At 37.6% G+C, this 25,119-nt stretch carries 31 protein-coding genes; 16 read left to right on the forward strand and 15 right to left on the reverse strand.

Annotated features, from left to right (window positions below):
• Positions 1-122 precede the first annotated feature (122 nt).
• The 6 genes from OK025_RS20120 to OK025_RS20145 all read left to right on the forward strand — a co-directional run bounded on the left by OK025_RS20120 (position 123) and on the right by OK025_RS20145 (position 5,502).
• Complete coding sequence (locus OK025_RS20120; RefSeq protein ID WP_317666486.1) at positions 123-698, forward strand: DUF3267 domain-containing protein; 576 nt, start codon at positions 123-125, stop codon at positions 696-698.
• A gap of 433 nt (positions 699-1,131) precedes the next feature.
• Positions 1,132-1,971 (forward strand): class I SAM-dependent methyltransferase, encoded by an 840-nt coding sequence (locus OK025_RS20125; RefSeq protein ID WP_317666488.1) that lies wholly within the window; start codon positions 1,132-1,134, stop codon positions 1,969-1,971.
• Entirely contained in the window at positions 1,961-2,182 is a 222-nt protein-coding gene (locus tag OK025_RS20130) for a hypothetical protein (protein WP_317666490.1), read from the forward strand. The genes OK025_RS20125 and OK025_RS20130 overlap by 11 nt, the downstream gene beginning before the upstream one ends.
• 53 nt (positions 2,183-2,235) lie before the next feature.
• Positions 2,236-2,724: an NUDIX hydrolase gene (locus OK025_RS20135; protein WP_317666492.1), complete on the forward strand. Its 489-nt coding sequence runs from the start codon at positions 2,236-2,238 to the stop codon at positions 2,722-2,724.
• A 27-nt stretch (positions 2,725-2,751) separates the two neighbouring features.
• Positions 2,752-3,453, forward strand: a complete 702-nt coding sequence (locus tag OK025_RS20140) for an HAD family hydrolase (protein ID WP_317666494.1) — start codon at positions 2,752-2,754, stop codon at positions 3,451-3,453.
• Positions 3,454-3,783: 330 nt separating this feature from the next.
• Positions 3,784-5,502, forward strand: a complete 1,719-nt coding sequence (locus OK025_RS20145) for an amidohydrolase (RefSeq protein WP_317666496.1) — start codon at positions 3,784-3,786, stop codon at positions 5,500-5,502.
• Between the two features lie 325 nt (positions 5,503-5,827).
• On the opposite strand, the gene OK025_RS20150 is transcribed toward OK025_RS20145, so the two are convergent.
• Complete coding sequence (locus tag OK025_RS20150; RefSeq protein WP_317666498.1) at positions 5,828-6,109, reverse strand: hypothetical protein; 282 nt, start codon at positions 6,107-6,109, stop codon at positions 5,828-5,830.
• A gap of 61 nt (positions 6,110-6,170) precedes the next feature.
• Between OK025_RS20150 and OK025_RS26835 the strand changes: the two genes are divergently transcribed.
• Entirely contained in the window at positions 6,171-6,293 is a 123-nt protein-coding gene (locus tag OK025_RS26835; protein ID WP_411567707.1) for an iron-containing alcohol dehydrogenase, read from the forward strand.
• A 39-nt stretch (positions 6,294-6,332) separates the two neighbouring features.
• Here the strand turns inward: OK025_RS26835 and OK025_RS20155 are convergent, their stop codons facing one another.
• On the reverse strand, positions 6,333-7,154 hold the full coding sequence (locus OK025_RS20155) for an AraC family transcriptional regulator (RefSeq protein ID WP_317666500.1): 822 nt from the start codon (positions 7,152-7,154) through the stop codon (positions 6,333-6,335).
• 325 nt (positions 7,155-7,479) lie between these two features.
• On the opposite strand from OK025_RS20155, the gene OK025_RS20160 reads away from it, so the two are divergent.
• Entirely contained in the window at positions 7,480-8,268 is a 789-nt protein-coding gene (locus OK025_RS20160; RefSeq protein ID WP_317666502.1) for a hypothetical protein, read from the forward strand.
• Positions 8,269-8,317: 49 nt separating this feature from the next.
• Positions 8,318-8,782 (forward strand): GNAT family N-acetyltransferase, encoded by a 465-nt coding sequence (locus tag OK025_RS20165; protein WP_317666504.1) that lies wholly within the window; start codon positions 8,318-8,320, stop codon positions 8,780-8,782.
• A 122-nt stretch (positions 8,783-8,904) separates the two neighbouring features.
• Here the strand turns inward: OK025_RS20165 and OK025_RS20170 are convergent, their stop codons facing one another.
• Positions 8,905-9,627: a DUF6090 family protein gene (locus OK025_RS20170; RefSeq protein ID WP_317666506.1), complete on the reverse strand. Its 723-nt coding sequence runs from the start codon at positions 9,625-9,627 to the stop codon at positions 8,905-8,907.
• A 242-nt stretch (positions 9,628-9,869) separates the two neighbouring features.
• Between OK025_RS20170 and OK025_RS20175 the strand changes: the two genes are divergently transcribed.
• Positions 9,870-11,030, forward strand: coding sequence for a TlpA disulfide reductase family protein (locus tag OK025_RS20175; protein WP_317666508.1), 1,161 nt, complete (start codon positions 9,870-9,872; stop codon positions 11,028-11,030).
• Between the two features lie 23 nt (positions 11,031-11,053).
• Here the strand turns inward: OK025_RS20175 and OK025_RS20180 are convergent, their stop codons facing one another.
• The 3 genes from OK025_RS20180 to OK025_RS20190 are packed head-to-tail and all read right to left on the reverse strand — an operon-like array spanning position 11,054 to position 12,362.
• Complete coding sequence (locus tag OK025_RS20180) at positions 11,054-11,542, reverse strand: GNAT family N-acetyltransferase (protein WP_317666510.1); 489 nt, start codon at positions 11,540-11,542, stop codon at positions 11,054-11,056.
• Between the two features lie 59 nt (positions 11,543-11,601).
• Positions 11,602-12,147, reverse strand: coding sequence for a hypothetical protein (locus OK025_RS20185; protein ID WP_317666512.1), 546 nt, complete (start codon positions 12,145-12,147; stop codon positions 11,602-11,604).
• Positions 12,148-12,149: 2 nt separating this feature from the next.
• A complete protein-coding gene (locus tag OK025_RS20190) occupies positions 12,150-12,362 on the reverse strand; it encodes a hypothetical protein (RefSeq protein WP_317666514.1) in 213 nt (70 codons plus the stop codon).
• 434 nt (positions 12,363-12,796) lie between these two features.
• On the opposite strand from OK025_RS20190, the gene OK025_RS20195 reads away from it, so the two are divergent.
• The 6 genes from OK025_RS20195 to OK025_RS20215 all read left to right on the forward strand — a co-directional run bounded on the left by OK025_RS20195 (position 12,797) and on the right by OK025_RS20215 (position 17,247).
• Positions 12,797-13,411, forward strand: a complete 615-nt coding sequence (locus OK025_RS20195) for a hypothetical protein (protein ID WP_317666516.1) — start codon at positions 12,797-12,799, stop codon at positions 13,409-13,411.
• Positions 13,412-13,795: 384 nt separating this feature from the next.
• Positions 13,796-14,293, forward strand: coding sequence for a hypothetical protein (locus tag OK025_RS20200; RefSeq protein WP_317666518.1), 498 nt, complete (start codon positions 13,796-13,798; stop codon positions 14,291-14,293).
• 240 nt (positions 14,294-14,533) lie between these two features.
• Entirely contained in the window at positions 14,534-15,385 is an 852-nt protein-coding gene (locus OK025_RS20205) for an AraC family transcriptional regulator (RefSeq protein WP_317666520.1), read from the forward strand.
• Between the two features lie 602 nt (positions 15,386-15,987).
• Complete coding sequence (locus tag OK025_RS26840) at positions 15,988-16,233, forward strand: helix-turn-helix domain-containing protein (RefSeq protein ID WP_411567708.1); 246 nt, start codon at positions 15,988-15,990, stop codon at positions 16,231-16,233.
• Between the two features lie 170 nt (positions 16,234-16,403).
• A complete protein-coding gene (locus OK025_RS20210; protein ID WP_317666522.1) occupies positions 16,404-16,649 on the forward strand; it encodes an alpha/beta hydrolase in 246 nt (81 codons plus the stop codon).
• The gene (locus OK025_RS20215) at positions 16,612-17,247 is read left to right on the forward strand and encodes a hypothetical protein (protein ID WP_317666524.1); all 636 of its coding nucleotides are present in this window, start codon (positions 16,612-16,614) and stop codon (positions 17,245-17,247) included. Before OK025_RS20210 ends, OK025_RS20215 begins: the two co-directional genes overlap by 38 nt.
• A gap of 181 nt (positions 17,248-17,428) precedes the next feature.
• Here the strand turns inward: OK025_RS20215 and OK025_RS20220 are convergent, their stop codons facing one another.
• From OK025_RS20220 to OK025_RS20260, 9 genes are all read right to left on the reverse strand, one after another.
• A complete protein-coding gene (locus OK025_RS20220; protein ID WP_317666526.1) occupies positions 17,429-18,193 on the reverse strand; it encodes a LytTR family DNA-binding domain-containing protein in 765 nt (254 codons plus the stop codon).
• Complete coding sequence (locus OK025_RS20225) at positions 18,174-19,190, reverse strand: sensor histidine kinase (protein ID WP_317666528.1); 1,017 nt, start codon at positions 19,188-19,190, stop codon at positions 18,174-18,176. The genes OK025_RS20220 and OK025_RS20225 overlap by 20 nt, the downstream gene beginning before the upstream one ends.
• Before the next feature lie 120 nt (positions 19,191-19,310).
• A complete protein-coding gene (locus OK025_RS20230) occupies positions 19,311-19,709 on the reverse strand; it encodes a DoxX family protein (RefSeq protein ID WP_286849870.1) in 399 nt (132 codons plus the stop codon).
• Positions 19,710-19,735: 26 nt separating this feature from the next.
• The gene (locus tag OK025_RS20235; protein ID WP_317666532.1) at positions 19,736-20,779 is read right to left on the reverse strand and encodes an alpha/beta hydrolase; all 1,044 of its coding nucleotides are present in this window, start codon (positions 20,777-20,779) and stop codon (positions 19,736-19,738) included.
• Between the two features lie 43 nt (positions 20,780-20,822).
• Positions 20,823-21,263 carry a hypothetical protein gene (locus tag OK025_RS20240; protein ID WP_317666534.1) on the reverse strand — a complete coding sequence of 147 codons (441 nt, stop codon included), beginning with the start codon at positions 21,261-21,263 and terminating at the stop codon, positions 20,823-20,825.
• Positions 21,260-22,240 (reverse strand): heme-binding domain-containing protein, encoded by a 981-nt coding sequence (locus tag OK025_RS20245; protein WP_317666536.1) that lies wholly within the window; start codon positions 22,238-22,240, stop codon positions 21,260-21,262. The genes OK025_RS20240 and OK025_RS20245 overlap by 4 nt, the downstream gene beginning before the upstream one ends.
• Positions 22,241-22,367: 127 nt before the next feature.
• Positions 22,368-23,141 (reverse strand): DUF1223 domain-containing protein, encoded by a 774-nt coding sequence (locus tag OK025_RS20250; RefSeq protein ID WP_317666538.1) that lies wholly within the window; start codon positions 23,139-23,141, stop codon positions 22,368-22,370.
• A 33-nt stretch (positions 23,142-23,174) separates the two neighbouring features.
• Positions 23,175-23,633, reverse strand: coding sequence for a protein-disulfide reductase DsbD N-terminal domain-containing protein (locus tag OK025_RS20255; protein WP_317666540.1), 459 nt, complete (start codon positions 23,631-23,633; stop codon positions 23,175-23,177).
• Positions 23,634-23,769: 136 nt separating this feature from the next.
• A complete protein-coding gene (locus OK025_RS20260) occupies positions 23,770-25,068 on the reverse strand; it encodes an epoxide hydrolase (protein WP_317666542.1) in 1,299 nt (432 codons plus the stop codon).
• Between the last annotated feature and the right edge of the window lie 51 nt (positions 25,069-25,119).

Genomic DNA, 25,119 nt, shown 5'->3' on the forward strand with positions numbered 1-25,119 from the left:
CGGATCGGGCTTATCACAATTATTGATCCTAATTCAAAAACTAAAACATAAAATTTGCTGGAAAAAAGTTAATTTAGTGGCAAGCCTGAAAATTAGTGTCTAAATAATCAAATGTAAACAGTATGTCTGAGTCTGAAAAATATGAGAAGGAGAAACTAACCATTGATCTCCTTTGGGCTAATAAGTTTGGATTACTCATCCTGTTTCCAATAGTTGTTGTATTTGGTTTACCCTACTACTTAGTCTGGAGATCTGAACTGGATTTTAAAGGTATGCTTGGAGGGCTGGGCCTCTCTGGTAGTTTCTATGTTTTTGGTATTATTTTGCTTGGGATTGCTGTTCATGAACTGATCCATGGAATCGCTTGGGCTATTTTTGCAAAGAATGGATTCAAGTCTATGAAGTTTGGCGTAATGTGGAAACTGCTTACACCATACTGTCACTGTAAAGACGCCTTGAAAGTGAGAGAGTATATTATTGGAGCCATCGCACCTGCTATTTTACTTGGTATTCTCCCTGCCATTGTTGCTATCTTCAATGGAAGTATTAGTTTGTTGATCTTTGGTATGTTTTTCACGATGGCCGCATGTGGAGATTTTTTAATTATTAATCTGATTAGAAAGGAAAATTGGGATGACCTCGTGGAAGATCATCCTACAGAGGCTGGATGTTATATCTATAGGAAGATCAGTAATTAGTCACGATTATTCTTCGTCGTATTAGGATATCGGGACTGTTGCAGCTTCATTTCTTATTTTCCATATGCCTTGAGAATGACTTATCGGACCGCACCATTCAGATTAGGTTGTTAGTAACCAAGTCCTTTACTATCCTAGTTATTTTCTTGCCTGAAAAACCGTATAAATAATTGAAATTAATCAGACATGATTTGTTAAAAATCTTTATTTTTGTAATCTGTTATCTTTATCTAACATATCATCAGTGTCTTAACTAAGAAGACCGGCTCTAAAAAGAGTACAGGATACGTTGAAATCTTGTGATTTTTAACGTAAGGATGGTTATTCCCTTTTATTTTTTTAATCTTAAATAAACAGTTGGTTGTAAAATCGAATGTTTTCTCAATTTGTAATACGAACTGTATTATAAATTGATGATAATACCGCGTGTATCATGAGTAGTAAACAGTTAATAAGTAGAGATATCGAAATATTCTATACAAAAGCGTCCGAAGAAACCCGGCTTAACAAAGGAATGGGGGTATTTGAATTTGAGAGAATCAAATTACTTATCGAGAGGTTCATTTTGTCTTCTCCTTTGACCATAATTGATGTCGGCGGTGGCACGGGCAAATATTCTGAATGGCTGGCAAATAAAGGACATCGGGTTCATTTGGTTGAGCCTGTTTCGAAACATATAAAGCTGGCACAAAATAGAGCGCATAAACTAAGGAACAAATTTTCTGTTCATATGGGAGAATCCCGAAAATTGGAATTTCCTCATAATTATGCAGACTTGGTAATACTGCATGGGCCACTTTATCATCTTCAAGAGCAAGAAGACCGCAATTTGACAATTTGTGAAGCAAAAAGAGTATTGAAAAATGGAGGAATTATTCTGGGATTTGCCATAAACTATACCGCTTCTACCTTAGTTGGTCTTTTAAGTGGTTTAATCCATAAAGCCACTTTTTTTCAAATGTGTAAAGGTGAACTAACGAATGGTCGGCATAATCCACCCAGTGATTTTCCGTGGCTTCTCGCAGAAGCATTTTATCATAGATCCCAAGAGTTGAAAGAAGAGTTTGTAAACCAAGGATTGACCCATTTAGATACTTATGCAGTAGAGGGAATGGTCTGGTTGGATAAAGATTTTTTTGCTAATATGCTGGATAGCAAAAGACGAAAAACATTGCTGGAGCTTATACAGATTACCGAAAATGATAAGTCTCTTTTACCATTTAGTCCACACATGATGGTGGCAGTTCAAAAAACAGACAAATATGGAAAATAAGGCAAAATATTATCAGATCTTTGTAGAAGATAAAGGCAAACAAAATGAAGTTGACCTTGGTGAGCGGCTGGGATTTAACGAGGCTGAGACCATGAAGATAATAGCACAGCTGTTATTTGAGAATAGAATTGAATATATAATGGATCGGTGTTGTAATTATCGCCCAACGAAGAGAGGAGGAGAAAGAAGGGCAAGTGCTAATATTTATTAATATTCTTGAAGACTCTCGTAGCATTTTCTATTTTTGTTACAAACAGAGAAAAGATGAGCAACGAAGTAATAGGTTTGAAGCGAGTAGCGACATTATGTATATTGAGAAATAAAGATAAGTTTCTATTGCTAAGACGCCTAAAGGATCCCAATAAGGATATGTATGTTCCCGTTGGTGGGAAAATAGACCCATTTGAAAACCCTGATACTGCTGTCACACGTGAGGTTATGGAAGAAACAGGAATCCGGATCACTTCAAAACAGTTTTGTGGAATTTTAACCGAAACCTCTCCGTTAAATTACAATTGGATCAGCTATGTATATGTATCCGATGTCGAATTTGTAGAAGCACCTTATTGTAATGAAGGCGATTTGGAATGGGTATCAGCAAAAGATTTGGACTCTATTCCGACACCTCTAACTGATCTTTATATCTATGACTATGTGGCGAAGGAAAAGTTTTTTGCATTTAACGCGATCTATGATTCAGCCTTAATCTTAACAGAGCTATGGGAACAATATAGCAATACTAAGATCATATAGAACTTGTAAATTGAATAAGAAATAAAAATGATTGTCAATAAAAACGCTATTAAAGTCATTGCATTTGATGCTGATGATACTTTATGGGTAAACGAACCCTATTTTCAGAAAGCAGAACATGATTTTTGTACACTGTTGGAAAACTATCTTCCGCAGCATGCAATATCAAAAGAGCTATTTGAGACAGAGATGAACAACTTGTCGCTTTATGGATATGGCGTGAAAGGTTTCATTCTTTGTATGATAGAGACTGCTAGCCGTATTTCTGCTGGTCAACTACCTTTAAATATAGTAAACAAAATTATAGGTATTGGACAGGATCTACTAAAGATGCCGATTGAATTACTGGAGGGAGTTGAGGATACCTTGGCCCAGCTCAGTGCTCACTACAAATTGATTGTAGCCACGAAGGGTGATCTATTGGATCAAGAGAGAAAGTTGAAAAATTCAGGTCTTCAAAAATATTTTCACCATGTAGAGATTATGAGTAATAAGAAAAGCGAGGATTATGCAAAATTATTGAGTAAGATCGAATGCCGAGCTGAGAATTTCATCATGATTGGAAATTCAATTAATTCCGATATTCTACCAGTTTTAGAGATGGGTGCACAAGCGATACATGTTCCTTATCATGTTACTTGGACGCATGAGCAAGCTAGTGCAGAAATTAAACCCAGCAATTTTTTGCAGGTAGGCAGTTTAGATCAATTGCTACCAATCTTGCTTTAATAAAAAATGCGTATCTAGGTGCGCATTTTTTGCGATTATTCCACGTATGAAGTGGCATATACCCGTATGTGCCTGGCATAGCAAATCTATATTCACTCTCTGTCATATTTAATCCAGTATCTTAAATCAATTCGATAGCCTGATAACTCTTTGTATTTAAACAAGTTTACAAAAGGAACTTGTTTGAACTTGCTGTATCAGACATTGATTTTGTATTACAGCATTTATATTATCCGATTTTGTGATTAGGGATGCTGTTAAATTAAGCGAAAAACAATTAACTATTTTTTTTGTTATTCATAAATACAGTTAATGGCTCGCATGAAAACAATGACGAAATATCTATTTTTCCTTTTATCCATTTTTATTTTAGGCTGTAAGAGCAATCGGCAGATAGGAGATACTATCTATTTTGGCGGAAATATTATTACCATGGAAGAAGAGTTTCCCGAAGTAGAGGCCTTGGTATTAAAAGATGGTAAGATCATTTTCGTTGGTGGTCGAAAAGAAGCGGAGACCTATATTGGTGAGAATACATTACAGATTGATTTAAAGGGAAAAACCTTACTTCCGGGATTTATAGATGCACATGGACATATCACTTCAAGAGCCGGGATGGAAGAGGCAATAGACCTTTCTCCAGGCCCTTATGGAACTGTAAATTCCATTCCAGACCTTCAAAAGGCTTTAATAACTGTTATTCAGCAGACAAAAATGGGACCTACTGTGCCGATATTAGGAAACGGCTATGACGATGCCATTATGCAAGAACATCGTCATCCGACCCGTCAAGAATTGGATGCAGTCAGCAGGACAAATCCTATTATTGTGATTCATGCTTCTGGTCATGCAAGCGTTGTTAATAGTGCTATGCTTACTTTTTTAGGTATTTCCGAAGATATAGAGGACCCAGAGGGAGGTCATTACGGCCGGACCAAGGATAATCGATTAAACGGTAAATTGGAAGAGAATGCATCTTTTGCGGCTTTGGTGAAGTTAACGGAAATGATGCCCAACCCCATTCAAGCCAGAGGCGAACTAACTCAATCCCTTAAAGATTTTGTTAAGGCCCAAGACGAATGGCTTAGTTATGGACAAACGACGATCTGTGACGGACGTTCGATGGGGGTGAGTGTTGGGCTGTTGAAGGAAGCCGCCTCGAAAAACCTTTTAAAGGCAGATGTAATTTATTTTCCCGACTTTGAAGCAAATAAAGCAGATTGGGAATCCTTTAAACCCAATTACATGAAATACGAAAAGCGGTTGAAATTTGGCGGTTTTAAATTTTCAGATGACGGTTCTCCTCAAGGGAAAACGGCTTGGTTGACAGAGCCATATCTTGTTCCTCCAGAAGGCCAGTCGGCAGATTACAAGGGCTTTCCAATTTTTTCAGACGAAACCCTTTATAATGATTTGAAAACTGTGTTTTCAAATCATATTACGGCGCAGCTACACGTTAATGGCGATGCAGCAATTGATCAGGCAATTCGTGTGATCGGCAAATTGAAAATGGAGGGAATTTACAAGCCTGAGCTTAGGGTAACGTTAATACATGTGCAGAACAGCAGACCTGATCACATCGCCAAGATAAAAGAAATAGGTGTTATACCCTCGTATTTTTCATCACACGTGTATTTATGGGGAGATTGGCACTATGAAAGTGTTTTTGGACCCAAACGTGCTGCTTTTATTAGTCCAGCTCAGTCAGCAAAAAAAGCTGGAATACTATTTACGATCCATCATGATAGCCCTGTGACGCCTCCTGATCTAATGACCGGGGTATACGCTGCGGTTAATAGAACCACACGTACGGGGATGGTCTTGGGGCCAGATGAGCGTATTGATGTCAGGGATGCATTAAAAGCAATTACAATCAATGCTGCCTATCAGTATCAGGAAGAAAATGATAAAGGATCCTTAAAAAGAGGGAAACTCGCCGATCTGGTTATTTTGGATCAGAACCCTTTAACAATCCATCCAAAAAAATTAAGGGAAATCAAAGTAGTTGAAACGATCAAAGAAGGAAAGACAGTCTTTAAAAGAGAATGATCAACCTAACATCTTATCAATAAGAACGTTGTAATATTTGGGTGATCGATATCTGTTCATTTATGAGCACAGAAATATAATTGAAGAGTAAATGAATATTATCTTTTCGGCTCGTTCACAATCCATTCTGCGATAAGATATTGCTAAAAGATCTGACGTTCCGGGGGAATAATCTGAGCGGTTTCTAAACGCAAATCTAACGAAGGGCCAAACTAAAAACGTCGAAGAATTGTTGCGAAAAGTTTAAGAAATTGGAGTATATATCAGGCGTTTGACCATATATATAATATTTATGCTCATACAATGCTATTTTTCCGTCTTCGATTCATCTTAGCCAGCTTGACTTTGGGGCAATAGCCATCCTCTTTGCCATCTTTGCCGGAATTGGACCAGATAGCATCTTGCTACGGTACAACTCCTTCTGTCTTGCATTATAGTACGATGCATAACAGTTGGGGTCTACGTTATAGGAGGCGTCCAGCGTCACCAATTTCAAATTTCCGGTAAAAAAATGAGTTTTTATATGACCATAAATGGTGTCATTTGTTCTGGTAACTACATAGCTACAGGGCTCGGTCTGTTCCTGTGCATGCAGTGCTAAATTCATTATCAGAATTATAAATGAAATTATAAATCTAAAAAACATGTAGCGAATTGTTTTATGTTAAATTGTTTCAACAAATCTTCCCTCAACGAGTGGTACCGGTACGGAAACGACTGGGCTTGCAGTAATCACGGATCGGGAAAAAGGGGTTAAAATACAGGTCTCGATGCACTCATGCATTGCGTAGAAGCTTATATGCTCTTAAATAAGAAAGACCTATAAAATACTAAATTTCGGAAGGAGCAAATCCATAGTGTTTTTTAAATGCTGTAGAAAAATGTGAAGGGTTTTTGAATCCAACTTCGAGATAAGTATCATTCACTTTTTTGCGCTCCTCTTTCAATTTAATGTAGGCAGCTTCGAGACGCCTTTTAATTAGCCATTTCTGCGGACTTAAGTTGCTTATCTTTTTAAAATCTCTTTTGAATGTTGCTAAACTTCGACCAGTATAAAATGCGATCTGTTCCATCGTCAGTTCGTCCATATAGTTTTCGTTCAAAAACTCCAAGATATCAATTTTCCAAGGTTCAGCAAAATCGAATAAAATCGGGAAGAAGATCTCCGAGTTGTTTAATAAAGCATAGATACCTTCTTGCAGTTTAAGTTGGGCAACGCTGTCCGAAGGTTTTAATTTTTCATCAAAATAGGGGATTAATGACTGAAACAGACTGGTAACATCGGCTCTGATATCAATTTTATAGACATTCTTATCGGATAGTGATGCCTTTTTTGGTAAATTATTTTTGCTCAGTTTACTATAGAACTCCCGGAGCAATGCTCGATTGAAAGTAAGGGAAATGCCATTGTATAAATCCTCACCTTTACTGTTCTTATACATCAACAGCCGGTGGTTGCGACGAATAAATGCGCACTCACCAGCTTGTATAGTAATCTTTTTATCCCTATCTTCAATTACAAGTTCGCCAGAATATAGATACAGCAGTACATGCTCTGGCGTTGCATGGATACATTTTTTGCTATATTCGGAAAAACAAGAGAGGAAGATGCCTGAATAGTTAATAGTTTTCAATGTAGTGTTCTGATTCATTTTTATCTTTTGTTCGCGTAAAGGCCAGGCAAATGTAGTACATTCTAACTATAATTATCTTTCTCTAAAGCTCAAATTTTAATTTTCAAACGGTCACTGAGGACAAATGAAAAAGGTCATATTTCAACATATCAACTACTTGTGTTTTCTCCTTCTCTTTTTGTTTTTATCCAAGAGCAGTAAAGCACAGACGAAAAGTGTCGATTTAAATACATCAGTGTCTACATCAAATGAAGGGTCTTTCTTTTTTAATACGGATAAGAAAAATTGTATAAGACTCCCAATAGGGTATGCTGATATTTCTAAACAGCTAAACATTGACACTATGTTGTCCATACTTCAAAATCAATCTGGCAATCTTAATGCGTTAAAGTTTGATCAATTAATCGAAAAAAAAAGTATATCACTTCCCGAAGAATACGATGTAGCCTTTCCGTTCAATGAAAATACCCGTGTAGATCAAGACAAAGTTAGTATAGCCTCTGATTTTTTTATTTGCGGAGCGTATTCACTTCATTTTATGGCAGTCTATAATACCATCAGCTACGCCGAACCCTTTATCGAAAAAATGTATTTAATTTCGGTAAAGGACAATAAACCTGTCGCTATGAAGAGAATATACCTGCACCATGAAAGAGAAATGGGATTTGCAGATTATACATTGTTTTATATCGACAAAAAGTATAGAGTCTCGTTACAAGATTATGAATTTAATGAGGATCCTTTTAAACCAAAACCAATACATCACTATCAGATTTTAGCTAATGGAAAATTCTCCCGTTACTACTATCATAATGGTTTTTATAAAAGTGATGAAGAAGAGGGCTTGATCAAGAATCACAGTAAAGAAGGAAAATGGATAGAACTTAAAGTAAATCACTGTGTGGATTTGGAACAATATCCGGAATTTATAGATCGCTATATCTATTTAGAAGCAACTTATAAAGAGGGACTTCCTACTGGCAAATGGAAATACTACAAATTATTGCAGGAATATAATGAAGAAACGGGTGAACCGATAATCGATACAAGGAAAAAGGGACCGCTGATTTATACTGAATCTTACGAAAATGGAACATTGGAAAAGCGAGAGTTTAATGGGGATAATTCATAAAAATAAATTTATATGAGTACAATAATGCAATTATTTTAGAGAGTTAAGTATGGAAACAATCATTAGACAAGCACAAGAAGATGAAATCAGTCTATTAATAGAATTTGAGCAAGGAATTGTTGAAGCTGAACGATCTTTTGACAACACATTAAAGGACGGCACAATTCATTATTATGATCTTTTAGAACTGATCAAGTCGAGTGAAGCAGAAGTTCTCGTTGCAGTTAAAGACGATCAACTTGTCGGATCAGGGTATGCCAAGTTGCTGGATGCAAAGCCTTATCAGAAGTATGAAAAGTATGCCTATTTAGGTTTTATGTATGTTAAGCCTGCCTATCGGGGTCAAGGCATTAACAAATTGATTCTGCAGAAGTTGATAAACTGGGCTAAAAATAGAAATATTTCAGAAGTTAGGTTACAGGTTTATGATGAAAATACCATCGCAAAGAATGCCTATCAAAAAATCGGATTTAAACCCAATCTATTGGAAATGCGGATGGTAATTGATGGTTAATTAAGACGAAGATCTATGGCGATTATTCTGTTGACAAAATTAAAAAAGACTGCGTTTAAGGTTTTTCGAACACAGTCTTTCTCATAAGAACAGGATTTAGCTGTGGTTAACAGTTGTCTTTATTAGCTATCATGTTCAATCTCTTTAATGATTTCTTTGGCAGATTTGATTACGTTTTTATTTAATTGAATAATCATATCTGCTTGGGATGCAGCATTTGACAGGATTCCTTTTATTTTCGGGGAAGCATTAATTGCTTTGTAAATAATATCGGGATTCGTATTTGCATCCGGAATTGCTACTAATTCATCTGCAAGCTTAAAAACGAGTGAGTTGTAATAGGCTTGCCAATCGTCTTTTGCTGGAACTGTTGTTTGATAATATTCCAAAATTCCGGTTTTTAATTTTCGGTCTTTAATCAAACCAATTTTACCGCTAGAACGAAATCCTTCATAATTTCCTGTATTTCTAATCTTGAAAATAGGATTAAGATTCATTTTGATACGTTCATTAGGGTCAACTTTAGCCAAGCTGTCAATCTTTTTTTGGTTTAGATCCCCATAAAATTTACAACCTTTAGATGTATTGCCAAGGTAAGAATTTTGTTGTTCTAAGTCTTTGACGTCTTTTTCTAGATCAACTTTTAGGTCTTCCAAAAACTCTCTTACTTCTTGTTGTTCATGGCGATGTTCACTCCAACCGTGAAGCCAGATGGAAAGTGATACAGCAAAAACAATAATAAAAATCTCAATGGAAATTTCTTTCAATTTTTCAGTAAGGCTATGTTTTGGCTCCTTTGCGGTTTTGTAAATCTTCTTTGTGTGCTTAATGATCTCGTCTTGCATTTTACAGCTTAAGTTAATATAGAGGTGATTTTTTTACATATTGGTGCTGACGTACAAATATGCAAAAGTTTGGGAAAACACGCAAATTAATAACTTCTCAATTACATTTTTTCAAACTGAAATGCAACTTGCTAAATCTTTCGTTATACTTATCTAATAATGCATTAAAGTTGCAATGCAGTAAAATAGAAAAATTACTTATATTTATTTCTGTGTAAACAGCTGCAAATAAACCGTATACTATGAAAAGATACCTGAAATCGCTTTTATTACTGGTTTTTATACTGCCATTTTTCGTTCGTGGGCAAAAGGGGTATCGTATAAATGGGGAGATATCCCAATTGAAAGACGGTGCTAAAATATTCTTGATTTATGAAATAGAAGGCCGTTCTGTCGTTGATTCTGCTTTTTCACAAAATGGAAATTTTTCTTTTTCAGGAGAGGTGGATTATCCCATTTCCTCATCGCTATATCTCAACAAGAATCCTTTTGTAAATAGACCTGCCCGTAATGAACAGATGGATTTTTTTCGTTTTTATCTTGAACCTGGTAAGTTAGTGATGCGAGCAAAGGATTCACTGAAAAATATTGCTATCAGCGGATCTCAGGTTAACGTCGACCAAGAGATATTCAAAAAAATGCGTACCTCGGTCGATGATAAGTTTACAGCACTCAATAAAGAATTTTATGTACTTCCTACCAGTCAGCAGAATGACTCTAAAGTACGTGATGCATTTATTGATAGGGAGAAAGGTCTTATGGATGAACTTTACAGTGTTCATTTAGCATTTGCTCGTCAACATCCATCATCTTATCTAAGTTTAATCAGTTTATCATTTGTTGCTGGACAGGAGAAATTTACGAGAGAAGCTGCTGCCGTATATGTTGGTTTAGCCAAAAAGCTCAAAAAGTTTCCTTTAGCCAAAGAAATACCCATGCAACTGGAAGCTTCGGTCAGGACCAAAGTTGGAGAGATAGCACCCGATCTTGAACTGCGAACAGCAAATGGTAATTACATCAAGTTATCTGATTTCCGAGGAAAATATCTTTTAGTAGACTTTTGGGCTAGTTGGTGTGGACCGTGTCGTGAAGAAAATCCTAATCTTGTAGCACTCTACAATAAATACAAAGATTCGGGATTCGAAATCTTGGGGATATCATTGGACAAGGCAGCCCAGCGTGAACAGTGGATCAAAGCAATTGCGGATGATAAGCTCAATTGGCCACAGGCATCTGATTTAAAAGGCTGGGATAGCCAAGCCGCGAAACGCTATGGCATCAATTCTATTCCAGCAAGCTTTTTACTGGATCCCCAAGGAAAAATAGTAAACCGCAACCTTAGGGGAAAAGATCTAGCGGAAAAAGTACAGACTATCTTTCAGATAAAGAGTGATCCCAAATAGTCTATTTAATTGGATCTACTCTATTAATCGTCAAGTCTATAAATAAATTCCTCAATTTCAGCTTGTCGCGCATTTGCATAACCGCGATCTGTACCAACTTTAACAAAACCACAATGTTCCAACACTTTTTGTGATCCGAAGTTGTCAAAAGCTACACGACCATAGATAGGACGGTTTGTTTCGAGTGTAAGAAAGTTTTTCAGAGCTTTTGTCGCAACACCTTGTCCCCAGAATTTTCGATCAATCCAATAAGTGATCTCGGCATCACCTTCAATAACAAACTTTGCAATAGTTCCTGCGATTGTTCCATCAACCAGAATTGTCTGATTATTGATGCTTGGCTCAGTAAGAAATTTGCCGTATTTCTCAATGTAAGTTTTCTTATCCGAAGAACTTGTCGAGGTAAAAGCGGCGAGATGATTTGCTTGTTCATCAAGCTGAAACTCATAGTGTGTTTCTAAGTCAGCGAATACTGTCGGCCTAAGGGTAAGTTGAAAGTTGCCGTTATCCATGCGTTTGATATTAGATTCACAATCAAATATATTGATAAAAACGTAAAGGATTCATCAAATCATTGTGCCCATAAAGGAAGATAGGCCGAAACTTCGATTCCTGAAGCGGTATCTTGAAAGTTAAACACGGTTTCGGGTACAATATAATTATCACCTATATCGATCCCCTTAATGGAGGAAAAAAGATTCAGATGTCGTTTTACAGTTGGAATAATATGAATATAGGAACTTGCTATTTTTTCAGGACTAAGTACACTCTTACTATTTTGCATCCCTTTGGACCTTGCGTAGCATAATTGGATATTGTCGGTGTAAAAAAAGATCATTTCAATCCTATTTTCAGGAAACAACGCTTTGATATCTTGTAACATTTGAAGATGTGTTTTGTTCGCGATATCGACCTCTACCGCAAAATCCTCGTTATTATTTAGTAGTGCCAAAAGCTGTTCTTCAAATCGCCGATATCCATCTTTTACTCCTTGGGCTGTATATCTTTGAACAAAGAGCTTTGGATCAAGTATCTTGATCCCTTCGGGAATGAAATATGGTCCACAAGTACTTTTCCCAATATGGGGGGCGCCAGTTATCACATATATTTTGGCCATGATCAGATACTTTGAATTGTCCCATCTTTACGTTCCTCAACCAATTGCCCATCCTTACTGTAAACCAATGGCTGTTCGCGAGAAAACAAATAGGAACGAATACTCTTTTGCAATTCTTGTCTCCATTGAATCTTTTCATCCGCAGACATTGTAAATGGATCTTTCTTCATTTTTCCAATTTTGACAAGTTGTTCCTCCTTTATTATCCTTTTCATTTAAAACGTAATTTATTTTAGTCAGTAATATCACTTAAATATAAACATATATTAATATATTATAAAAAAATATTAATATAAAAAATCCTATGGATTTGGTAAATCTCTTTTAAAGTGACCATCAACACTGATTGGAAAAACTAACAGTTACCAAATGGAACTTTTACAAAGAATAGACATTGGAAAGAGAATTATATAATTATTCCAACAATGTCATTTCAAAAAAACAAGTGATCTTCCTGATTATTAATTTGTGATATCTATGTGAAGTCTAGATTTTTGCGATACTCCTATAAACTTCCGATCTTAGTTATCAACAGGACAGAAGTGGTGACAAAAAATAAATGGTGAACTTGCCATACGATTCAAGGAACAAAAAATCTATGAATGTTTATTTCTGTAGACAAAAAATCAAAATTAAAGCGTCGAAAAGAATGGGAAAACTAACTGATCATGAATTGGCAAAATTTATTTCAAAAAGAGTTACAGAATTGACTGAAGTAACAGGCTTGCCTCTAAAAGGCCTTGCAAGTTTTACTGGAATTTCCTATTCAACACTTAGAAGCGCAAAAAATGAATCATTATCACTTTCGCTCGATAGTTTTGCTCGGCTTTGTTCTCCTTTTTCAATTCACCTTTCCGATTTCTTCAATCCCGAGATCAAGTTGACTGTAGATGGGAATAGACTTCCAGAATTAGTCAAGTTTAAAGAGGCATTTTTAGACCGAGCTAATAGTTTTAAGTCATTTGAAATGTCGGTATCTCCGTCTCGGGGAATTAATGATGAACTTAGGAAGCAACGGGAATTTGTCGCTCGAATGATTTATACTTCTGATTACTTTCATACAGAGAAAACACTTAACCAAATGGTTCTCGATTTTGAAAGAGAGCATCAAATACAATTTAGCAAGGACCGTTTGACTGTATTACTTAAGAAATATATTGGACTCGAATTACTAGACAAAAAGGTTTTACCAAGAACAATCCGAAGACCAAATGATTTGCGTAGACCTTATCTTTATTTTAGGAAATCAATTCCGAATTTCTGATATACGTTTAGATGTGTAATAAGCCTATATCGATGTGATGCCTTGCAGATCAGTGTAACGTCAGGAGAGGCTTTTTTAATTACAGATGAAATGGAGAAACAGATGGCTTTTAACAGTTGCTTACTGAATAGTAATACATAGATTTAAATTGTGGAAGTGAAAGGCAAGTAGTAGATTATGGGGCAAGCTTTGGGTAGAAACCTGTAAATACTTTAATTTCTTTCCTAGGTCTTGATTTGATGAAGGGGATCTGAGAAACATAAGAAATTTTCAATATTTTTGAGCTATATAACCAAATAATTGAACAAATATACAAAAAGGTAAACATTTTTGATATGCAATTTTGAACGATCAATAGAACGTTTAAATTTTAAAATTAACATCATGGGTTTATCAAATTTGGGTATTTTTCATACCATTATCGGAATAGTTGCCATTATTTCAGCATTTCTTTCACTCTTTAAAAGTGGTAAAATAAATCTGGATGCGCTCACAGGTAAAGTTTATTTTTACTTCACATTGATTTCCTCGTTGACCGCTTTAGGCTTATCCAGTGTCAAAGGTATTAATCCAGGGCATGTATTGGCCTTAATGATTGTAATTTTTGTCTCTACAGCCTATTTTTTTAATGTGAGGAAGAAGGGTAAAAATGGTTATCGCCTCATCGAAAACTTTTTATTATCCTTCAGTTTTTTTCTATCATTAATTCCGACTGTTAACGAAACCCTTAGCCGGGTGCCAGTTGGTAATCCAATAGCATCAGGACCAAAAGATCCTATAATAGGTGTAAGTATCCTTATCATCCTTGTTTTGTTTATTATTGGTTCGATAATACAGTTTAAGAAGCAAAAAAGAGTAAACAGTCGTGACATAACACCTTAGAAATAGGGTGTAAATAGTAAGAAAAATGTTTGAATAATTTACGAATATTTAGATTGATAGCAAATTTTAACTACTTTACATCCATAAAATCAGGCGAATTTGTTTTATGGATGTATTATCTAAAGACGAGGATGTTTTTTTAGCACTGATCAGAAAGATACATCAGGATTATCTCGTATACAGCTCGTTTCGCTGGTAATAATGTTGGCAACATTTTGGTTAATATAATCGTTATTTTGAATGGTTACAAGCTATAAAAAATTTGATCTATTTGGGAAAACCGTTATTCAGAAGGTAGATTTTAATTCACCCTTTAAATTTGTTTTTCCTATTGCAGAACAGGCATGTTTTCTTTATATGCTAAAGGGACAGCTAGGATTTCAAAATGGAGATACTAAACAGAAGATAGAGGCACATCGTTCTCTATTGTTGAATTGCCTGGCCTCCGGCAAGCAGATACAACAATCAGGGATGGAAAGGGAAGGTGAGATTATTATCGTTAGCTTTCATCCAGACATACTGAAAATGGTATATGATCGGGAGATTCCTCCGGGTTTTAAGTCCGACGGCCAGGTAACTAATAAAAACAGCCATTTAATCAATAACGATTTTCTAATTCAAAAATATATTGAGGGCTTACTTTTTTACTTTGAAAACCCGTCTTTGGTAAACGATGAACTTTTGGTATTGAAATTGAAGGAAATTATCCTTTTACTAGCGCAGACTAAAGATGCAGAACATATCCAGGTTATTCTTTCACAGCTTTTCTCTTCAACAGCCTATTCCTTCAAACAGATTATTGAAGCCAATTTATTTCTACAATTGGGTATTGGAGAGCTTGCGCAGAAAACAAATCTGAGCATATCTTCTTTTAAACGGGAATTTAAAAAATTGTATAATGATTCACCAGCCAGTTATATTAAAACTAAGAAGCTCGAGAGAGCGGCAGAACTCCTCATCGCTTCCAGTACACGCATTACGAACATAGCATTTGATTGTGGATTTAACGACCTGGCAAATTTTACCAAAAGTTTTCACGAAAGATATAAGCAATCACCTACAAATTACCGGTTAAAGTTCAGAGGAGAATGATTTAACTTTAAATATCCCAATTCAGGTAAGTTGTAACAAAATCTCTGGAATGTGATGCCTGCTATTAACGTATTAAAAGCTGATTATTTTTAATGTGTATGTCGTTTTATTTAAGTTGGATACCTTTAGATTGCTTAATTATATATGCAGATTACACCGACCTATATTTAAAGTCAAATAAGTTGTAGATTCTGTAATAATAGTTGAATCAGTAAAATGTATCTGTTTTACCTGGAAATGTATCATTATTTTAGCTGATAAAGAAGCTATTTTTGTAGGAGCACAAATACTACATTGTAATGATGAATAAAATATTTAATATAAAAGAGTTTGCATTCTATCTTAATGTTACCAAGCCTAAGAATGAGGATCTCCTTATTATTAATTATGAACATGAGGATAACTTACGACTGCAATCCGATTCTGTTACCATAGATTTTTATTTGCTCGCTATAAAGCCTCCGTTGGACACACAAGTGTTTTATGACAGACAATTTGATTTAAGGGGGTAGGGAATATAATTCTGTGATTGATAATTTTTATAAAAATCTAAAGCAGTATTTTGCGAACAGTGATGGAATTGCAGGTCTCCCTTCTGTTGCATATTTTGCCAGAAAGCCAATCTTTCACCCAACTATTTTGGAGATTTGATCAAGCATTTTACGGGAGAATCACCGATCGAACATATCCATAATTTTGTTCTAAACCAGGCAAAAGACAAACTTAAAAACACTTCACTATCTATCAGTGAAATTTCGTATAGTTTGGGTTTTGATTACCCTAATTATTTTGCACGATTTTTCCGTAAGAAAACAGGTTTATCCCCAAAAGTATTTAGGGAAATGTAATTGTTAATATAATTCAGAGCAACCTAACAAGGTTGCTTTTTTTTTGCTCTAATTACAAATCAGTAAAATGTGTCCGTTTTCGAGTAATCTGTCTACGTTCCAAGTAGGAAGCTGTATTTAACTTTGTCTTATCAAAATAACAAGACGTTTAATTTAAAAAAGAAAATATCATGTCACAACAAAAGATCAGTATCAATAACGGAAACGGACAAGGAATTACCTTATCGGCTATTATTAATTTCCCTGAAGGGTTTGATGAAAATAAAAAATATCCAACCATTTTCAGTACCCATTCTATAGGAAGCTGTAAAGAGCAGACTTTGGGTAATGTATACGGACAGGCTCTCGCAGATGCAGGGTTTATCGTATTGGTTCCAGATGCTTCATTTCAAGGAGAAAGCGGTGGCGAACGTTGACTTATATTTAAATTCCAACAGCAAGTCTGAGGTTTCTAAACTAATTGCAGACCTAAAACTTGACGAAGAGAAAACTGAAAAAATAAGACAAATATTGAATGTAGTTTTGAGAGATGCCTTTTATTCAACTTTATTGGGTCTTGATGGAGAAGGTCAAATTGGCGAGCGACAAGAAAATTATAAAATTGAAGATGAAAATGGAAGGGAATTGACTGGTGGAGAAATCGGGAGTTTCGCTTGGGAGTATTTTTATAACAATAGAATGGAATTGGACAATTCAAGTGCTGACTTCATTGCTATATTAACTTACAAGACAACGGAACAAGGTGGACGAAAAACTGCAGCCAAAACTGGTTATCGCCCACAGATAAAATTTGACTTTGATGAAATGCACGCTTCTGGACAACAAATGTTTATTGATAGGAGTCTTGTTTTCCCTGGTGACACTGTTGAAGCTGTAATAAAAATTTCTTCTGTTGATTATTTCTCGAACCAGCTGACGGAAAAAATGAAATTTGAATTTAGAGAAGGGACTACTGTAATTGGCACGGGGATAATTAAACATGTAATTAATAACAGACTAAGAAAAAGCTCTTAGGCCAAATGAGTGGGGCGTATTGTCTTTTTGCGTTGTTTGATGATGCAAAGGACTTATAAAATTTTTGATGATAATAGCTCAAAATAGCTTAAGTGTGCTTTCCATGTCTTTTTTTTAAATAGGATAATAATAAAAAAACGGAAGGCTTAGCCTTCCATTTTTTATTCAAATCATTTGTCTCTTAACGATCTTCCAGCCAACTGAGGAACTGGGCGGTCTTTTCTTTGCCTATAAGCAGCTTATCGTCTGTGGGGACAGTCAATTTGACATATAGCTTCCTGGCGAAATAATGTTCAACCTCTTTAACGGCCGAAAAACTGATTAAATACTGTCTGTTCAGCCGAAAAAAATCTTTGCCAGATAATTGGGTAGCCAGCTGATCCAGGGATTGACTGAGATCAAAATGCTCACCCTTAAAAGTCACCATGGTCGGAGAGGTGTAGTTAATATAGATAAAAGCAATATCTTCTGTCTTCACCGTCATGTACTTATTGTTTTTGAACACGAGAAAGCTCTTCTTTTTATTGTCTTCGCCACTGATCTTCTGGATCAGTTCAACAAGATGATTTTCGGTGGTTTTCTGAAAGAAATTCTTGAAATTATCTACCTTTTCAAAAGCGTTTTTTAGGTCTGTTTCTGAGAAGGGTTTAAGTAGATAATCAATTCCGTTCTCTTTTATAGCCTCCATTGCGTATTCACCAAATGCTGTGCAAAAGATGACAGGACATACAACCTTTACCGTCTTGAATATATCAAAACTGATTCCGTCAGAAAGTTGTATATCCATAAAGATAAGATCCGGGCTGGCGCTGTCAGAGAGGTAATCTATAGCTCCTTCAACGCTCTGGATCTTTGCCATGATCTTAGACTCTGGACGAAGTTTCAATATCAGGTTCTCGAGGGAACGGGCAGCTTTAATCTCGTCCTCAATTATTAGTATGTTCATATATAATGGGAAGTTTTATAGTAAATGTTTCAGTATCCATTATGATAATGATCTCCTTTTCGGATAGATGAAGATAACGCTGGTTGATATTTTCAAGTCCTAAACCGGTAGAAGGTTCCGATATTTTCCTGGGCTGTATATTATTGCTGACAATAAGGTAATCACCTTCCTGCCCAATGGATATATGTAGGGGTTTCTCAAGTGAAACTATATTATGTTTAATGCAGTTCTCTACCAAGAGCTGCAATGTAAAAGGAGGAATAAAACTTCCATAAATTTCACGTCCTAGATTCATTGAAACAACTAAACCTTCCTCAAAACGTGCTTTTAATAGGTAAATATAGGAGTCCATAATCTGTAGCTCCTCTCCGAGTGGAAGTAGGTTCAGTTTGAGGCTGCCCAAAGTAAACCTGTAAAAATCAGCAAGCTTGATGATAAATTCCGCTGACTGAGTATCATTGCTTTCCACCATGTATTTTAACGTGTTGAGACTGTTGAACAGAAAATGTGGATTTACCTGCTGTTTTAAAAGCTCATACTGTGCTGCGAGATTCGCGGACATCGAACGCTCAAGTTCCCGCACCACCTGCTGGTTGAGATAAGTCTGGTATAGAAGATGTATAAACATATAGAAAGTCAGGTTGATGAGTACACCTCTGACCTCATACATCAGCATTTTAGGTCCAAAATTGAGATGTGAAAGGATGTAATACTGTATTGAGGAAAGTAGGAACATCAATACCAAACCAACTCCTAAACCTCTGAAAAGTTGAGGTGATATCACATTTTTGCTGCCCGTTTTCTTTGTATAGGCTGGTATCGAATAGATATTGTAGTACCAGATCAAAAGAGCAAAACCCGTGGTTACACCAAAGTCGGCAATACCCTCAGAAAGAATAAAATTATGGTCCACAATCTTTGGGATAGATGTTAGTATACCCAATGATATTGAACTGATCCAGATTAGTTTATGGGAAATATAGAAAGGTGTCTTCATACTTTGCTCACCGTTGTTAAGCTGATAATGTTTTATATAATTTGCTGGTATTTCGGGCTGTTTGAAATGCCAGCAAATTAGCGAAAAATGTTTTATATCTAAGTACCTGATACTTGTAATTTAAGTATTTAGATCTTTTGCTGTATAAATGACATGATTTATCCTATTAAATGAAAAATAGGTAACTGAAAGTATAGTAATGGCAACGCATGTATCGATTACGGAAGAAGGTCCAAGAACAGCAATTTTTGAGAAGAACGCAAAAATAATGTCAAAATACATACCTGCGAAAACCCATTCCTTAAGCCTTTTAAATCTATTCGGGATCAGTAATATGGTAACACCTAAAATTTTGAATACACCGAGAATGTATATAAAATGCGCTGGATAGCCTAATTTTTTTGTGATGTCCCATACTGCAGGGTTATGTGTCAGTTCAAAAAAGCCGCTGAGCCCAAACCATATTGATATCAGGATACTTCCTGTAAAATAAATCTTTTTGTATGTTGAATTTTTCATAATATTTTTTGTGATTAATTTCTTTATTATTTAGAGAGCGAGTCGGCCTCAATAATGGCATCCGCAAATTCTTTGGGAGCTTCCTGTGGTAGGTTGTGTCCGATCCCACCCGTCAGGTTATGGTGTTTGTACTTTCCTTTATATTTGGAAGCATAGTTTTCAGGGAGTGGAAACGCCGCACCGTTGGCATCACCTTCCAGCGTCACGGTCGGTACGGTGATATCCGGTGATTTGGCGAGCTTTGTTTCAAGTTCGTCGTACTGTTTCTCTCCGGGAGCCAGCCCCAACCGCCAGCGATAATTATGGATCACGATAGCAACATGGTCAGGATTTTCAAACGATTTGGCCGAGCGCTGATAGGTTTCTTCATCAAAAGAACATTTCGGGGAGGCTGTTTTCCAAATCAGTTTGTTAAAAGCCGCTGTATGTGCTTTGTAACCTTTGTAACCCCGCTCCGTTGAGAAATAGTACTGGTACCACCACAAGAATTCAGCAGCCGGTGGAAGTGGGATTTCATTTGCTTTGGGGCTTCCGATCAGATACCCGCTTACAGCTACCAGCGCAGAAACACGCTCCGGCCAGAGGGCAGCCATGATATCGGCAGTCCTGGCACCCCAGTCAAAGCCTCCAATAACAGCTTTATCTATTTTCAGGGCATCCATGAAGACGATGATATCGAGCGCCACAGCGGACTGCTGTCCGTTACGTACAGTCTTTGGCGAAATAAAGGTTGTTGTTCCATAACCCCGGAGATAGGGCACAAGTACCCAGTATCCTTTTGCTGCAAGTAATTCAGCGGATTTTTCAAAACTGTGAATATCGTATGGCCATCCATGGAGCAGTATAACGGGCTTCCCGGTTTTTGGACCGACCTCTGCGTAGCCTATATCAAGCAGTCCTGCCTTTATTTTTTTTGTATGCTGAAATGCGGAGTCTACGGTGTTGTCAGCCTGTACATGTTTATCCTGAGAAAGCTGTTGGGCGTGGACTAATGATGCACCTGCTGTGACAAGCAGGGATAACGAGAGGGTGAAAATCACCTTTTTGCCAAAATTTGCTATTGTATTCATTGGATCTGTTTTTTGTCGATTTTAAATTATTGAGTTGAAGCTATCATAGTGGAAAATTTACGGGATCAGTGTCCATTATGTCGGCAATACGCTGCCCTCTGGATTCCCCGGAGGGTATTTCACCATATTCTGTGGTATAGTCCAGTTTGCCATCGCCGCCGGCTTTTACCGTCTCTACACGCAAGAGTTCACCGTTTACTTTACTTCCAAAATATTGCGGATCTTCCAGCATTTTATAGGTAACAAGTTTGAGGGAAACGCGGTCGTGACTATGTCGGGCTCCTTCCAGGAGGGACAGGGCTTCCTTATTGCCGTATAATGCCGACATCGTCTGCCTGTCCGTATTAAAGGATGATGAGATAAATTTCAGTTCGCCGGATTCAAACATGAACCGTATTTTTCCATTCTCTTTATCTGATATGTTCTTGCTGCATGAGCCGAAGATTAAACTACATATAAATAGTACGGATAAGATCTTTTTCATTTTTGGACAGTTTTTAAGTATTGCTGCATCATTCTTTTGGAGTTCACTTTCGGCGGAACATTGAACAGGTAACCCGTCGATTCTGCGAGCTGCCTATGACAGCTGATACAGGACTGTTGAGCAAACAGTGCAGTCCTTCCGGTAGGTTTTAAATCTTGACCATTGAATTTCGCAAAACCCCAGCCTTCGGTTTCCTTATATGTTTTTCCGTCTTTTACCATGTACTGCATGTTCACGAAATCTCCGGGCACGATATCTCCATTGGATTTTCGGGTCTGTTTAAAAACCGCCTTGGCCACTGCACTGCCATCGGGCCAGGGGTGGAAGTTTTCCTTTTCGATAGCGCGGACTGCGATGTCATTTCCGTAAATAACGCGTATTGTATTGTCGATAAGCGTGCTCATCCCGATCACTTTCCAGTTCTTAAAATCGGCATTGTACGGGATTCCGTTCGGTGATACCGGGGCAAGGGCAGCTGTTATTTTTAGTACGTTCGCAATACCCTGATTTGCAGGTAGCAAACCATCTTTTGCGGATAGCGAAAGGGCATATTGTTTTATGGTCGCTACTTCAACAGCAGATAGTTTTGAGTCCGGATGTGTGAGCGCATAGGAAGGCAGGGGCATCTTACCCGCGTTTACCATATTGTAAATGGCATAAAATTTACCTTTCTGTTCCGCATCGGAGAGCTTATCCCACTCGGAAAAATTCATCACTTCCCGTGCACGGTCAATATCCCTGTTCACGATCCACGATACCGGGGCAATTTTATCAAAGAACGATAGCCGCTGCTCATTGGAATGGCAGTTGAAACAGGAACGTTCTAGGATAAGCTGGACCTGTTTAGGCACATTTCTGATATGTCCGGTTACGGCTTTTTGTTCAATGGTTCTATTGAAAAATTGAAGGACGATAAGACCGACCACAATGCAGATGGATATGGTGGGTATCAGTTGGATTCGCATTAGGAGTTTCATGATCTTTGCTCTTTTGTTATGTTAAAATTAAGGTAAAGTACTACCCTAGGGAAGCTCAAAACAGTTGGACCGGACATATTGAAGGTTGAATTCTTCTTTTGGATCCCCGAAGTGGACAATCTATTTCCTAAAGGTTTATGCTTGTGGCAGCTAGTATTCCTCCGGATTTCTTGTCCTGCTCGAAAGCGATGATTTCCCATGCATGACCGGTTTCCGGAAGTTTAAAAGAAAAACTGTCCTGGGCTTTAGTGCCCATGCTCTTTAGCTCGCGTACAACCTGCACATGGGAGAGGGCTTTTCCGGCGTTCTCTCCCGCAGATACCTGAGAGGAAGCGTGTTTTTGGACAAGAGCGACCAGGATGTCCGAATTTTTGGAGCTAGAGGATGATACATAAGCGATCTGGATATTTTTACCTTCGGCTTTCAATACTTTTAAAGCAAGGGTTTCAGTATGTTGTTCTAGCATCGCGGACTGGATGCCGCTGATGACTTTGCCTGTTTCCGATCCGACCATTTCCTGTTTGCCATTGATGACCATCTGGGGGGTATATAAGGTACTTACATTCATCCATGTGGCGTACTGTTTCTGTCTTTCGGTAAAACTGCTTTTGCTGAAGCGATCTTTCCATCCCTGATGATCCCAGTAATCGACATGAAAGGCCATGATATAAAGTTTTTTATTCAGATTATCCTTCTCAAGTTTTGCAATAAGCTCATCTGCGGAAGGGCAACTCCAGCAACCTTCTGAAGTAAAGAGCTCGACCACGGCGAAGCTTTTGTCTGAGTTGCTGCTTTTGATCTTTTGCAGTTTTTTATCATCATTGATACCCTTGAAGGCCATGATCAGGGCAATGATCAAAGGCAGGCTCAAAACGTATAGTATTTCTTTTATTGATTTCATGATCTAAATTTTTAAGCTGTTTATAGTTTGTTGTTAGTTGAAGATTTTTAGGGAGAAGCCGAAATCCTGTGGCGGAACACATACCTGATCGCTGCACTGCATAAACTGAATGGTTCCCCGGATTGTTCCATTTTTGCCCTTTAATCTGATCTTCTGACCGAACTCGACCTCATTTTCAAAATAGGTAACTGGCATGCCCAGAAGTTTATCAAACTTCAACAGTGGGCTGGGCTGGCTCACATTTCCCACCAATTGGTAAGATCTGTCAGGCTCGAATTTAAAATTCATCTTGATCGGGCTTTGGGGGCTGTTTCCCAGTGCATACATATGCCATCCAGGGGCGATCCTGGCCTTCATCCAGATTTCTCCTTCTTTGGGGGATTTCCTTTTAAGCGTGCATTCCCATGTCACCTGACCGGATAAGGTCTGTCCTTTTGAATGTGAGCAGAACATCATTAGAACGGTCACTACTAAAATTGCTAATCTGTTCATTTCTATATTTTTAATTGTTAAAACTTAAATTCTTTGTACAAATAGAGCGGAATTATGCTCTCGCTGCCACTGTAAACTGCTTGAAGTAGACGTTCTAAGCCCTGAAATGGACAGTTTGGAACATAAAGGAAAATCATCACAGTTGATCCCGTAGCGTTTTAAAAGCGTTCCTCATTTCCTGGGTGAAGAGCTCCGGCTGTTCCCATGCCGCAAAGTGCCCACCTTTTGGTGCGATATGATAATAGTATAAAGAAGGATAAGCCGCTCTCGACCAGCTTTCTGGTGCTTGATATATTTCATGCGGAAATACTGAAATAGCTACAGGAATTTTTATGCGCTTTGTTTGCTGATGTTCGGAACTGAAATTGTTGTTATTATTTTCCCAGTAAAAGCGGGACGAGGATGCTCCGGTATTGGTTAGCCAATACAAAGTTATATCGTCAAGGATCGCATCGCGGCTAATTACCTTTTCTGGCTGGAGGTTACTTTCTGACCACTCAGCGATCTTTTCGTATAAAAACGCTGCTAGTGCAGTTGGAGAATCAGAAAGCAAATAGCCTGTAGTTTGTGGCCTAGTCACCATCATCCCGCCATACGCTGCGTTTCTGCCAAAGAAAGCGCGCATTGAATTATAAGCCTTTGTTTCTTCTGGAGAAAGACTTGTCGGAGCGGGATCACCGGCGTTGATTGGTTTTACCAGGTCTGCAGGGATTGTGGCCGGCATGGTTAGGTGGATACCCAATAGCCCCGAAGGAGCCTGTCTGGCAAGCGCGTCGGAGATTACAGACCCATGGTCTCCACCTTGAGAAACATATTTTGTGTAGCCCAGGCGTTTTACCAAAATATCCCAGGCTTTGGCAACACGGTCAGGGTTCCAGCCAAGTTCTTTAGGGATTTCGGAAAATCCATATCCTGGAATTGCGGGGATGATAACATCAAAGGCATCTTCAGCTTTACCACCGTATTTGACGGGATCTGTCAGTGGGCCTATAGCATCAATAAATTCCAGGGGTGATCCTGGCCATCCATGTGTAAGGATAAGGGGTAAGGCACCTTTTTCCTTTGAACGCACGTGAATAAACTGTATGTCAAGTCCATCAATCTTGGTGACAAACTGTGGCAGCGCGTTCAGTTTGTTTTCAAGTTTATGCCAGTCATAGCCATTTCCCCAATAATTGATCAGTTCTTTTAACTGGGCTAGTTGTATGCCCTGTGATTCATCGTTTACCGTTTCGCTATCTGGAAACCGGGTCTCCGAAATACGTCGTTTCAGTTCATCAAGTTTATCCTGCGGAATATTGATTTTATAAGGTCTGATACCAGTTTCTGAGTTTACACTTTCCGTTTTTGCTATGGTGCGCTGTGCACTTGTAATTGAAGGAATACATAGTGCGCATGTCGCTACCATAAGGATTGTTGTTATTTTTGTCTTCATTTCTTTTTTGTTTTAGATTTTACAATCTGATTTCTTTTGTTGCAACAAATG

Origin of the sequence: Sphingobacterium sp. UGAL515B_05, assembly GCF_033097525.1 — a bacterium.
Lineage (GTDB): Bacteria > Bacteroidota > Bacteroidia > Sphingobacteriales > Sphingobacteriaceae > Sphingobacterium.

Coding starts and splice junctions, on each gene's coding strand:
- OK025_RS20120 (WP_317666486.1), top strand. CDS start 123: ATGTCTGAGTCTGAAAAATATGAGAAGGAGAAACTAACCATTGATCTC.
- OK025_RS20125 (WP_317666488.1), top strand. CDS start 1,132: ATGAGTAGTAAACAGTTAATAAGTAGAGATATCGAAATATTCTATACA.
- OK025_RS20130 (WP_317666490.1), top strand. CDS start 1,961: ATGGAAAATAAGGCAAAATATTATCAGATCTTTGTAGAAGATAAAGGC.
- OK025_RS20135 (WP_317666492.1), top strand. CDS start 2,236: ATGAGCAACGAAGTAATAGGTTTGAAGCGAGTAGCGACATTATGTATA.
- OK025_RS20140 (WP_317666494.1), top strand. CDS start 2,752: ATGATTGTCAATAAAAACGCTATTAAAGTCATTGCATTTGATGCTGAT.
- OK025_RS20145 (WP_317666496.1), top strand. CDS start 3,784: ATGACGAAATATCTATTTTTCCTTTTATCCATTTTTATTTTAGGCTGT.
- OK025_RS20150 (WP_317666498.1), bottom strand. CDS start 6,109: ATGAATTTAGCACTGCATGCACAGGAACAGACCGAGCCCTGTAGCTAT.
- OK025_RS20155 (WP_317666500.1), bottom strand. CDS start 7,154: ATGAATCAGAACACTACATTGAAAACTATTAACTATTCAGGCATCTTC.
- OK025_RS20160 (WP_317666502.1), top strand. CDS start 7,480: ATGTTGTCCATACTTCAAAATCAATCTGGCAATCTTAATGCGTTAAAG.
- OK025_RS20165 (WP_317666504.1), top strand. CDS start 8,318: ATGGAAACAATCATTAGACAAGCACAAGAAGATGAAATCAGTCTATTA.
- OK025_RS20170 (WP_317666506.1), bottom strand. CDS start 9,627: ATGCAAGACGAGATCATTAAGCACACAAAGAAGATTTACAAAACCGCA.
- OK025_RS20175 (WP_317666508.1), top strand. CDS start 9,870: ATGAAAAGATACCTGAAATCGCTTTTATTACTGGTTTTTATACTGCCA.
- OK025_RS20180 (WP_317666510.1), bottom strand. CDS start 11,542: ATGGATAACGGCAACTTTCAACTTACCCTTAGGCCGACAGTATTCGCT.
- OK025_RS20185 (WP_317666512.1), bottom strand. CDS start 12,147: ATGGCCAAAATATATGTGATAACTGGCGCCCCCCATATTGGGAAAAGT.
- OK025_RS20190 (WP_317666514.1), bottom strand. CDS start 12,362: ATGAAAAGGATAATAAAGGAGGAACAACTTGTCAAAATTGGAAAAATG.
- OK025_RS20195 (WP_317666516.1), top strand. CDS start 12,797: ATGGGAAAACTAACTGATCATGAATTGGCAAAATTTATTTCAAAAAGA.
- OK025_RS20200 (WP_317666518.1), top strand. CDS start 13,796: ATGGGTTTATCAAATTTGGGTATTTTTCATACCATTATCGGAATAGTT.
- OK025_RS20205 (WP_317666520.1), top strand. CDS start 14,534: ATGGTTACAAGCTATAAAAAATTTGATCTATTTGGGAAAACCGTTATT.
- OK025_RS20210 (WP_317666522.1), top strand. CDS start 16,404: ATGTCACAACAAAAGATCAGTATCAATAACGGAAACGGACAAGGAATT.
- OK025_RS20215 (WP_317666524.1), top strand. CDS start 16,612: ATGCTTCATTTCAAGGAGAAAGCGGTGGCGAACGTTGACTTATATTTA.
- OK025_RS20220 (WP_317666526.1), bottom strand. CDS start 18,193: ATGAACATACTAATAATTGAGGACGAGATTAAAGCTGCCCGTTCCCTC.
- OK025_RS20225 (WP_317666528.1), bottom strand. CDS start 19,190: ATGAAGACACCTTTCTATATTTCCCATAAACTAATCTGGATCAGTTCA.
- OK025_RS20230 (WP_286849870.1), bottom strand. CDS start 19,709: ATGAAAAATTCAACATACAAAAAGATTTATTTTACAGGAAGTATCCTG.
- OK025_RS20235 (WP_317666532.1), bottom strand. CDS start 20,779: ATGAATACAATAGCAAATTTTGGCAAAAAGGTGATTTTCACCCTCTCG.
- OK025_RS20240 (WP_317666534.1), bottom strand. CDS start 21,263: ATGAAAAAGATCTTATCCGTACTATTTATATGTAGTTTAATCTTCGGC.
- OK025_RS20245 (WP_317666536.1), bottom strand. CDS start 22,240: ATGAAACTCCTAATGCGAATCCAACTGATACCCACCATATCCATCTGC.
- OK025_RS20250 (WP_317666538.1), bottom strand. CDS start 23,141: ATGAAATCAATAAAAGAAATACTATACGTTTTGAGCCTGCCTTTGATC.
- OK025_RS20255 (WP_317666540.1), bottom strand. CDS start 23,633: ATGAACAGATTAGCAATTTTAGTAGTGACCGTTCTAATGATGTTCTGC.
- OK025_RS20260 (WP_317666542.1), bottom strand. CDS start 25,068: ATGAAGACAAAAATAACAACAATCCTTATGGTAGCGACATGCGCACTA.